The sequence below is a fragment of the Pseudomonas sp. RIT-To-2 genome (genome assembly GCF_029623465.1).
In the GTDB taxonomy this organism is placed as follows: Bacteria; Pseudomonadota; Gammaproteobacteria; order Pseudomonadales; family Pseudomonadaceae; genus Aquipseudomonas; species Aquipseudomonas silvicola.
Window position 1 is genome coordinate 19942 of sequence record NZ_JAPYKM010000053.1, and the last position, 10216, is coordinate 30157.

At 63.3% G+C, this 10216-nt stretch carries 11 protein-coding genes; 8 read left to right on the forward strand and 3 right to left on the reverse strand.

The genetic code is table 11. The features are described 5' to 3' along the window. The first annotated feature begins 30 nt into the window (after positions 1 to 30). From QBK88_RS28640 to QBK88_RS28655, 4 genes are all read left to right on the forward strand, one after another. Positions 31 to 1476: a TldD/PmbA family protein gene (locus tag QBK88_RS28640; protein WP_277964721.1), complete on the forward strand. Its 1446-nt coding sequence runs from the start codon at positions 31 to 33 to the stop codon at positions 1474 to 1476. Continuing rightward, positions 1476 to 2807: a metallopeptidase TldD-related protein gene (locus QBK88_RS28645; RefSeq protein ID WP_277964722.1), complete on the forward strand. Its 1332-nt coding sequence runs from the start codon at positions 1476 to 1478 to the stop codon at positions 2805 to 2807. The genes QBK88_RS28640 and QBK88_RS28645 overlap by 1 nt, the downstream gene beginning before the upstream one ends. 67 nt (positions 2808 to 2874) lie before the next feature. Next, the gene (locus tag QBK88_RS28650) at positions 2875 to 3705 is read left to right on the forward strand and encodes a class II aldolase/adducin family protein (RefSeq protein ID WP_277964723.1); all 831 of its coding nucleotides are present in this window, start codon (positions 2875 to 2877) and stop codon (positions 3703 to 3705) included. A gap of 52 nt (positions 3706 to 3757) precedes the next feature. After that, a complete protein-coding gene (locus QBK88_RS28655; protein ID WP_277964732.1) occupies positions 3758 to 5095 on the forward strand; it encodes an LLM class flavin-dependent oxidoreductase in 1338 nt (445 codons plus the stop codon). Between the two features lie 119 nt (positions 5096 to 5214). Here the strand turns inward: QBK88_RS28655 and QBK88_RS28660 are convergent, their stop codons facing one another. Further along, entirely contained in the window at positions 5215 to 6015 is an 801-nt protein-coding gene (locus QBK88_RS28660; protein ID WP_277964724.1) for a hypothetical protein, read from the reverse strand. A gap of 57 nt (positions 6016 to 6072) precedes the next feature. Further along, positions 6073 to 6732, reverse strand: coding sequence for an HD domain-containing protein (locus tag QBK88_RS28665; protein WP_277964725.1), 660 nt, complete (start codon positions 6730 to 6732; stop codon positions 6073 to 6075). A 196-nt stretch (positions 6733 to 6928) separates the two neighbouring features. Between QBK88_RS28665 and QBK88_RS28670 the strand changes: the two genes are divergently transcribed. Both QBK88_RS28670 and QBK88_RS28675 read left to right on the forward strand, forming a co-directional pair. Beyond that, positions 6929 to 7333, forward strand: a complete 405-nt coding sequence (locus tag QBK88_RS28670; RefSeq protein ID WP_277964726.1) for a DUF3597 domain-containing protein — start codon at positions 6929 to 6931, stop codon at positions 7331 to 7333. 162 nt (positions 7334 to 7495) lie between these two features. Beyond that, positions 7496 to 8107: a dTMP kinase gene (locus tag QBK88_RS28675; RefSeq protein WP_277964727.1), complete on the forward strand. Its 612-nt coding sequence runs from the start codon at positions 7496 to 7498 to the stop codon at positions 8105 to 8107. Positions 8108 to 8190: 83 nt separating this feature from the next. Here QBK88_RS28675 and QBK88_RS28680 read toward each other — a convergent pair whose 3' ends face one another. Beyond that, entirely contained in the window at positions 8191 to 9090 is a 900-nt protein-coding gene (locus QBK88_RS28680; protein WP_277964728.1) for a LysR family transcriptional regulator, read from the reverse strand. Positions 9091 to 9199: 109 nt separating this feature from the next. Between QBK88_RS28680 and QBK88_RS28685 the strand changes: the two genes are divergently transcribed. Together QBK88_RS28685 and QBK88_RS28690 are read left to right on the forward strand one after the other, a co-directional pair. After that, on the forward strand, positions 9200 to 9670 hold the full coding sequence (locus tag QBK88_RS28685) for a CidA/LrgA family protein (RefSeq protein WP_277964729.1): 471 nt from the start codon (positions 9200 to 9202) through the stop codon (positions 9668 to 9670). Further along, positions 9670 to 10216 (forward strand): LrgB family protein (locus QBK88_RS28690; RefSeq protein ID WP_277964730.1); only part of this gene is annotated, 547 nt, incomplete at its 3' end. The genes QBK88_RS28685 and QBK88_RS28690, both read left to right, overlap by 1 nt.

Genomic DNA, 10216 nt, shown 5'->3' on the forward strand with positions numbered 1-10216 from the left:
CCCGCAACCGTTGCACAGGGAGTCGACTGCATGCTCGAAGATTCATCCTCACTCAGGCTGCTGCTTACGCGCTTCAGCCAGGCTCGGCAGGCGGCCGGGCATTTCCATTCGTTGCGCTACGTGCACCACGACACGCTGGGCCTGTCGGTAACCCGCAATGTCATCGACCCGCCGCGACGCCACGCGAGCAGCGGCGTGATGCTGTGCGTGCGGGTCAATGGCAACGAAGCGTTCGCCGCCACCAGCGACCTGACCGAACGGGGCCTGCAGCGCGCTTACGAACACGCCGTGCAACTGGCCAAGGCCACGGGCGCCCACGGCTTGCTGAGCCTGCCGTCGGTGCAAGGCGATGCAGTGCGCACCCGCTACGCCTCACCCGCTGCCGACCAGCCCTTGCCGGCCACCGCTCAGTGGCTGGAGCTATTGCGAGCGGAATCGGCCCGCGTGCAACGGCATGAGCGGCTGGTGAACTGGTCGGCGGGCTTGCGCGTCACGGACCGCCAGCAACTGTACCTGGACAGTACCGGCAGCGAAGTGCTCACCCACAAGCGCCTGTTCCATCCGCGCCTGGACGTCACCGCCTTCGATGGCACGAAAAGTCAGCGCCGCAGCTGGGCCGTGGCGCGCCAAGGCGCCAGCACGCTGGTACAGGAGGGTGGTTTTGTCGGGCAGATCGAGCAGGTGGCCGACCAGGCCTTGCAACTGCTGGCCGCGCCCAATACCCCCCAAGGGCCCAGGGACCTGTTGTTGATGCCCGACCAGATGATCCTGCAGATACACGAGTCCATCGGCCACCCGTTGGAGCTGGACCGGATTCTGGGCGATGAACGCAACCTGGCCGGCACCAGCTTCGTCACCCAGGGTATGTTCGGTCACTTCCAATACGGCTCGCCCCTGCTCAACGTGAGCTTCGACCCCAACGTGGACGATGAACTGGGCAGCTACAGCCACGACGACGAAGGCCTCGCTGCCAGCAAGCACCTGCTGATCGAAGGCGGAGTGCTCAAGCGCCCGCTGGGCGGGGCGCTGTCCCAGGCACGTACCGGCCTCGATGGGGTCGCCAACAGCCGCGCCTGCGACTGGAACCGGCCGCCCATCGACCGCATGGCCAACCTCAACGTGGAGCCTGGCGACCAGCCACTGGCAAGCATGATCAGCAACATCGAGCACGGGATTGTCATGGCAACCAACCGCTCCTGGTCGATCGACCAGGCCCGCAACAAGTTCCAGTTCGGCTGCGAGTGGGGGCAACTGATCGAAAACGGCGAGCTCGCCGGCGTGGTGAAGAACCCCAACTACCGGGGTATTTCCTCGCAGTTCTGGCGCAGCCTCAGCGCCGTGGGCGATCAGTCCACCTTCCAGGTGCTGGGTACGTCCAACTGTGGCAAGGGCGAACCCTATCAATCGATCACCGTGGGGCATGCATCGCCGGCCTGCGTGTTCCAGAACATCGACGTCTTCGGGGGGCAAGCCTGATGAGCCATGATCACTACCGCGCCTCGTTCAACCAGCTGGCCGCGTGGCTGCGGACCCACACCACCGAAGCTGAGCAGTTTTCCCTGTGGTACAACGCCGAGGACTCGCAATTCATTCGCTTCAACCATGGCCGCGTGCGCCAGGCCAGCGAAGTGCGTCAGATCGAAGTCACCCTGCGCCTGATCAGCCATGAGCGTCACGCCAGCGAGGTGTTCGCCCTGGCCGGCGACATTGAGCTGGATATCGCTCGCTTGAGCAAGGCGTTGACGCAACTGCGCGAACTGCTGCTTCAGTTGCCAGCCGACCCCTACCTGCAGTTGGAGCGCCAGGCGTTTACCAGCGAGCGTGAAGGCGAAGGCCAACTGCCCAGCGCCGCCGAATTGATCGAGCAGGTAGTAAGCCTCAGCGACGGCCTGGACATGGTCGGCATCTACGGCGGCGGCCCCATGTACCGTGGGTTTGCCAGCTCCTGGGGCGCCCATGGCTGGCATGTGGCGACCAGTGCCAGCCTGGACTTCAGCCTGTTCCACGCCAATGGCGAAGCGGTGAAGATCACTTGCGGCGCCAGCCACTGGGACCGCGAGGCGCTGGCGGCAGAATTTGCCCAAGGGCGCGAGCAACTGGTGCACTTGGGCAAACCGCGCAAGCAATTGAGCCCTGGCCAGTACCGCGCCTATTTCGCGCCCGCCGCCTTCAATTCCCTGGTATCGATGCTGCGGGGCGGCTTTTCGGCGCGGGCCCTGGGCAATCGCAGCAGCGCATTGCAAGCGTTGCAGCTGGGAACCGCTGCCTTTTCGCCCGCGTTCACCCTCAGCGAGTCGGCCTCCACCGGCCTTGAACCGCTGTTCAACAGCGAAGGCAGCCTGCGCCAGGACCAGGCGCTGATCCGCGCCGGTGCGCTGGCCGGCAAACTGGTCAGCGCCCGTTCGGCCCGCGAATACGGCCTTGAGGCCAACGGTGTCGACAGTAGCGAGTCACCTTCATCACTGGTGATCGAGGCCGGTGACCTGCCTACCGCTGACGTCCTCAGGGCACTGGGTACCGGCCTGTACATCGGCAACCTCTGGTATTTGAACTATTCGGACGTGGGCCTGGCCCGGGTCACCGGCCTGACGCGCTTTGCCAGTTTCTGGGTGGAAGACGGCAAGATCGTCGCGCCCATCGAGACCATGCGGTTCGACGACAGCCTGTACGCCGTGCTGGGGCAGAACCTGTTGGCGCTGACGCAAGAGCAGACGCTGCGCATCAGCACCCGTTCTTACCACCATCGCGATGCCCAGACGGTGCTGCTGCCAGGTGCCCTGGTCAAGGACTTTACCCTGACACTGTAAGCAATACGCACCCTGCCTTGGCGCAGCCCTGACCCGGCTGCGCCCTCACGCCACGAGAGCCTGCCTGATGAGCGACGCACCGACCCATACCCACAGCATCCGTGACCTGCCGCAGGTCGACCACCGCATCACCGCGCGCCAACCACTGCGCCACAACGACCCCATCAAGGAGCGCCTGCACCGCAAGCAGCGTCTGGCCGCCGCTTACCGCCTGTTCGCCCAACTGGGCTTCGAAGTGGGTGTGGCGGGGCATTTTACTGCCCGCGACCCGGTGGAAACCGACCACTACTGGATCAACCCCCTGGGGGTGCCGTTTTCGCAAATACGCGTATCGGACCTGATGCGCGTGGACGGCGATGGCCACGTGGTGGAGGGCGACGGTGTGCTCAATACCAGCGCACTGGAGTTGCACCACGACTTGCAGAAGGCACGCCCGGAGGTGGTTGGCATCGCCCACGTGCACGGCTTTCATGGCCGGGTGTGGTCGTCACTGGGCAAGCTGTTCGAGCCCATCACCGCCGAGTCGGGCTATTTCCAGGGCGACCAGGTGCTGTTCCCGCGGCTTGCGCTGCGCAACGCCGACGGCGGTGTCGAGCGCGACCGCGACCGAGTCAGCCGCGCGTTCGTCGAAACCTTCGCCCAGAACAACCTGCTGGTGTGGCAGAACCATGGGTTGTGGACCGTCGGCGAAAGCGTGGAGACCGCAGCCTGGCGCTTCATCCTGGCTGACGACACGGCTCGCGCCCACCTGCTGGCGTATTCGGCAGGCACCCCGGTGATCCCGAATCTGGACCCACCCAAGGCCAGTGACAGGCCCGGCCAGGAGTTCTTCGCCTGGCTCAACTTCCTGCCGTTGTGGGACCGCATCCGCGTGGAACAACCCGACCTGCTCGACTGAGCCCCCTTTACCTCTTACCAAGGAGCAACCCTTGAGTCATTCCAACAGGCAGATGATCCTCGGCGCCTTCATCCCCAGCGCCGGGTTCATGAGCTCGGTGTGGCGCCACCCTGCGGCGGCGACCGATCTGTTTCGAGACTTCGAGCATTTCCGCTGGACCGCGCAAACCCTGGAGGCCGCCAAGTTCCACGCGGTGTTCTTCAACGATGCCGTGAACGTCGACCCGGACAAGGCCAGCCTGCACGGCAGCCCCACCAGTGTGCGCTGGGACCCCTTGGTGCTGTTGCCGGCGCTGGCGTTGACCACCCAGCGCATCGGTCTGATCGGTACGGCGAGCACGACCTACAACGAGCCTTACAACCTGGCGCGCAAGTTGGCCAACATCGATCACTTGAGCCATGGCCGCGTGGGCTGGAACCTGGTGACGTCCCTGGGCGGCGGCGAAAACTTCAACCTGGATGCCCACGTGCTGCACGCCGACCGCTACGCGCGTGCGGAAGAATTCTATGACGTGGTCAGCGGCCTGTGGGACAGCTGGGAGGACGATGCCTTTGTTCAGGACAAGGCCAGCGGGCGCTTTCTGGACGTGAACAAAATGCACGTGCTCAATTACCGCGGCAAACACTTTCAGGTTCGTGGCCCGCTCAACGCCGCTCGGCCGGTGCAGGGTTATCCAGTGATCGCCCAGGCAGGGTCGTCCGATGCCGGCAGGGCCCTGGCAGCCCGTGCGGGCGAGTTGATTTTCACCGCGCAGCACACGTTGCAGCAAGGCCAGGCGTTCTACCGTGAAATCAAGGAAGGCGCCCAGGCGCTGGGGCGCGACCCCGACCACCTGAAGGTGCTGCCGGGCGTGTCCCCCATTGTCGGCCGCACCCTGCAGGAGGCCCAGGCTCGCTACGACCAGCAACAGGCCTTGCTGGACCCGCCCGCCTTCCTGCGGTCCATCTCGACATTCGTCGGGCTGGGCATCGACCTGTCCGAGTTGCCCTTCGACTCGGTCGTGCCACTGCCGCCTGAAAACGCCGACACCAACGGCCACAAGAGCCGGCAGAAACTGATCATTGACTTGATCCGCCGCGAGCGGCCCACCGTGCGCGAGCTGTTCAACCAGCTGACGGCAGGCGGCCATCGCATCCTCATCGGCACGCCGCAGAGCATCGCCGACGAGTTTCAGGCGTGGTTCGAAGGCGGCGCGGCCGACGGTTTCAACGTGATGTTCTCCGGGCTGCACCAAGGCATCAGCGACTTTGCCGAGCATGTGGTGCCCGAGTTACAACGTCGCGGGCTGTTTCGGCATGAGTACCAGGGGCAGACGCTGCGGGAAAACCTGGGCTTGCCGTTTATCGCCAACCGTCACGCAGCCCCCGAACCGCCCGCTGGCCCCTGGTGAGGTCAATGGCCAAGGACTGGTAGCAGTGGCCGAAAGGCCGTGTCGACGGTGCAGCCTGTGTGCCTGATACGCTGCGGTGCTGGCGACGCCGCTAGGTCCGCAGGTTACGCGCAGCCTGATCAGCGCGCCGCCCGCAGGGCATATTCCACGATCGCGCGCTGTACCCGCAATAGCGCGCCCTTCTGTTCATAACCCACGAACCCAGCGTACCCAGAGGGGTCAACGCTCACGCTTTCACCGATGAAGAAGGGCGGCGTGGGTAGCAGGAGTGGGTTGCCGAGCTGGTGCAGATGGTCTTCTGTGAGCGACCACTGAGCGTCGGTGAAGCCCGCTGGCCATGAGTCGGTAATCAGGACATCCACTGGCCGATCCGCGACGTCGGACCAGGAAACATGCGGGTTCGCAGTATGAAGGTCCTGGCCACAAAAATGCACGATCACCATGCCCAGCGCTTCCGCCAGTTCGTGCCATGAGCGCATGACATTTGTGAGCGGGCCCCATAGCCCGATGGTTGTCTTGCGGATGTCGCCAAATTCAGCGTGCAGGTAAAACCCGTCGGCGAGCACCTCGCAGGGGTGGCCCATGGCGGACATGGCATTCACCACGGGCCTTGAACTGGCTTGGGCAAACGCTTCCAGCCTCTGGTGGTTGGACTCGCGGATGACATACAGGGAATAGAAGGGGTCGAGGTAACCGGCCAGGTCTACCGGGCGCTCTTGCGACTTCAGCAGGTTCGGAAGCTCGATGAACGGTAAGCCAAGTTGCCCGAACGCCTGGATGAACGTGGTACGGGTACGGATGCCGTTTCCTTCGAATGACCAGGCGACGGTACCGTCGCAGCGCTGAGGTGGCTGCTTTGCCAGCGCCCATATTGCCAGGATGTCCTGGGCAGTCAGATCCTTGAGGTTGACGATGTTCAATGAATGCTCCCTCCATGGGTGGTGCTCGAAAAGTGAGGCGATCGTGAGGCGAGGATTTCAGCTAGGCAGAGGCGCTCCGATCTCGTCCAGGAACCCTTCCAGAAAACCCTTCAACCGCGCCTGCCTGACGCTTGCCAGGCGAGCCCCTTCGGTCGTCTGAAAACCCGAGGCCAGGGTCAGCAACTTCGTATGGAAATGTTCGAGGGCGAAACGGTTGTCCTCGTAGTCCCTGCCGGTGGCGCCCGGGTTCGTGAAGTCATACAGCGCCGAGCCCATACGGCCTGCGACATAGAAGCAGCGCGCCACGCCGACCATGCCGATGGCGTCCAGCCGGTCGCTGTCCTGAAGGATCTTCGCTTCGATCGTCAGCGGCTCGATGCCTGCGGAAAAACTGTGAGCTTTCACTGCGTGCGCCACCCGCTCGATACGCGAGGTAGCCCAGCCAATACCGTGCAGAATGGAAGCCGCGTGTTCGGCCGAGAGGGTCGAGGCCTGCGCCCGTAACGGCGAGTTCTTTTCGACCGCCACGCAGTCATGCAGAAGGGTAGCGGCGAGCAAGATCTCCAGGTCGCCACCTTCTTTTTCCTGCAACCGGCGCACGTTGACCCACACGCGGTGAATGTGCGACAGGTCGTGGGAGCCATCGCTGCTGTCGGCCCGGCAGGCTAGCAGGTCCGACGCCAGGCTCTGGAAAGGGAAGAAGGGCTCATCGAACATCGGTCAACTCCAAGGCGTGTTGTTGGTCAAGCACCCACTGCGTGCGCCGGCTACAGGGACTGCCCATCACGCGGCTACTGCGCCGCGCGGTGGCCACTCGGCGCCCGGCGCGATGAACCCTGCCTGATAGGGCTACAGTGACTTCTCCAGCCACCTTTGCTTTTCCGGCAAAGATCTTACGCTTTGGAGAAATAATATGAGCTTTTTCAGCACGATTCTCGAAAAACTAGGCATCGGCAGTCACTCCGACAGTACCCCCACCACAGCACCGCCGGACACCGTGCCCAGCGCCCCGCCGTCTGAGACGATACCGCTTGGCTCGCCTTCACCCACCGCGCTCTCACAGGTCGACGTCGCCGCCAAGCTCGAGGCCCTGGCCAGCCAGCATACGGAAACGCTGAACTGGCGGACCTCGATCGTCGACCTGCTGAAACTGCTGGACATCGACAGCAGCCTCACCGCCCGCAAGCAGTTGGCCGCTGAGCTTCATTACACGGGCTCCACGGACGACTCTGCCGCCATGAACACCTGGCTGCATGGCGCCGTGTTGAAAAAGCTGGCTGAGAACGGCGGCAAGGTACCGGCTGATCTCTTGCATTGAGCAGCCCCCGGAACCACTGTTGGCGCACAGCACACTGGCGAACGATACGGCGCGGTCCATCAGGGGAACCGCGCCTGCCTTTTGATTGACCCGCTGGCTGTTTGGCTGGTGCAATACCTGTCCAGGCGTTCGCGTTGCAGACGTCAATCCAAAAGGAAGAATATGACAGGTGCTGCGCTATTCATTGCTCTGGACGGGCCGAAAGGCACCGGCAAGACCACGCTGCTGGAAGCCGTTACGAAGGTGCTGAGGGCTGACCACAAGGTGGTGGTGCGGCTGACTGAACGGAACAATGACCCTCACAGGGCTGAAACCATGGCCTTGGTCAACGAACTCGCGCGAAAACCCAGCCGCGAGAGGGAGCAGGGCGTGTGCGAGCGCTTCGCCGACAGCCGTAGTTGGATCTCGCGCCACGTACTGCCGAAACAGCCTGCGGGCAGTATTATCCTGATGGACCGCTGGTACCCGTCCGATGCCGCGTTTCGCCGGTTGGTGCCGTTTTCACAGATTCTGCAAATGAACCTGGATCGACAGGTACGGGTGCCTGACTTGCATGTGGGGGTGGTCACCGCTCCCGAGATTTCATGGGCGAGGGCAGCGGCACGCACGCGTGGCTTCGGCAGTACGGTGATCCAGAAGCTGGAAGAGCATGTCGCCAGCACCGAAGCGTTCGAGCGAGCGGTTGCGCAGCACGGCTGGGTGTTGTGCCGCAACGAAGGAACGGTCGAAGCCGCCACGCTGCAGGTCGTGTCCGAGATCTACAGGCTGCTCTGATGCCTGCGGCGGACCTGGCCGCGTCCTGGGCGCCGCGCAGTGTCAGGCATACCGTGTTGGCTTCGACGCGGCCAGGTCCGCTGCTACGGGTCTGGCTGGAGCAGGCTTCTCGCCAGTTGCAACCACGCCTGCGCGGCGAACGACAACTGCCCATGGCGCCGCCACGCCAACACCAGTTTCCAGATCAACGCCGGCGAGCGTACCTCGACGATCGTGAATTGCTCTGGCCGCAGGGTCTGGCAGTACATGTGCGGCAGCAAGGCGATGCCCACGCCCAACCCCACCAACGACGCAATGAAATCCCACTGCCCACTGCGGCCACTGATGCGCGGCACGAAACCCGCTTCGGCGCAGGCGTCGGTCACCAGGTCATTAAGGGCAAAAGCGTCGCCATAGAAGATGAAGTCGCAATCGGCCAACTCCCGCAGCTCCACGAACTCCCGGCCTTGCCACGGCGACTGGGCGGGCGCGAGCAAACACAGCGGCGACTCAAACAGCGGCAATGAATCAAACTCCGTCCAGATATCCGCCACGCGCGGAAAATCCAGCAACGTGCCCAACTCCAGGCCGCCGTCACGCAAGTCTGCGACCGTGGCGTTGCTGCCGATCTCGAACAGCTTCAGCTCGATCTTCGGGTGATTGGCGTGGTACGCCGCCAGCACGGGCGCCAGTACCGTGTGGGTAAAGGGTGACAGCCCCATCCGTAACACCCCACGGCCCATTTGCTGCAGGTCGCGTACTTCCACCTTCATGGTGTCATGCAGCGCAATGATCTCCCGGGCCCGTTGCAGCACCACGTTACCGGCATCGGTTACCTGAAAGCGCTTGCCATCGCGGGCGAGCAGGGCGACGCCGAAGCTCTGCTCCAGTTGCTGCACCATCTTGCTCACCGTCGGTTGAGTGACATGCAGGCGAGTGGCGGCGCGAGTGAAGCTTTGCTGGTCGACCACTTCCACGTAATAGCGCAGCGCGCGGATGTCCATGATGTATTCCAATCCGGCATGATTTTGATGAAGTTAATTCATTATATCTTTCAAGGTCAACTGGCTAGCATGGCGTTACTTTCACCTGATTGAACGCCCGGACCACCCCATGTCGACCTCACTCCCTATCCCTTCGAGCAAACCGAAGGCCGCCTTGCGCGGGCTGCAAACCCTCGGGCAAATCCTTTTTCTGGTCCTGATCTGGGCGCTGGCCGACCGCATCGCCACGCTGGCGCACCTGCCCATTTCCGGGGGCATCCTGGGCCTGCTGATACTGGTGGCGTTGCTGCTGAGCGGCGTGGTCAAACCCGCCCTGTTCGAACAGGGCGGCGAACTGCTGTTGGCCAACATGCTGTTGTACTTCATTCCGCTGGTCGTCTCGGTGGTGCAGTACACCAGTTTGTTCGAAAGCGAAGGCTTGAAGCTGCTGGTCGCCATCGGCGTCGGCTTCATATCAGTGCTGGTCACCACCGCCTTGACCGTCGAGTGGTTGTGCGCCTGGACGCGTAAACGGCACTTGCAGCGCCTCACCCAACAACGCAGCAAACGCCCCGTGCTGGCCAAACAGGAGCTGGTGTAATGCAGGCCTGGCTGATTTCCCTGCTGTTCCTGTTGGCGACGGTGGGCCTGTTTTACGCCAACCAGGCCGTTTACAAACGCTACAAACGCGTGTGGCTGATGCCGGCGATCGTCACCTCGCTGTTGCTGATCGTGCTGGTACAGGTGACGTCGACCCCGTACTCGCTGTACTTCCAGGACGCCCACTGGCTGGTGTGGCTGCTGGGCCCGGCGACCGTGGCGTTCGCCTTGCCGATCTACCAGAACCGGCGCCTCATACAGAAATACTGGCTGGCGCTGTGCGTGGGCAGTGTGGCTGGCATCGTGGTGTCCATTGCCACCACCGAGCTGCTGGTCAAGGCGCTGCATATCGACAGCCATATCGCCCGCAGCCTGCTGGCGCGCTCGGTGTCCACGCCGTTCGCGGTGGAAGCTTCAGCGCACCTGGGTGGCACGGCGCAGCTGACCGGGCTGTTCGTGATCATCACCGGGCTGTTCGGAATTGTGCTGGGTGAGGTGATCCTGGCGCTGTTACCGCTGCGCTCGCGGGTGGCCAAAGGTGCACCGT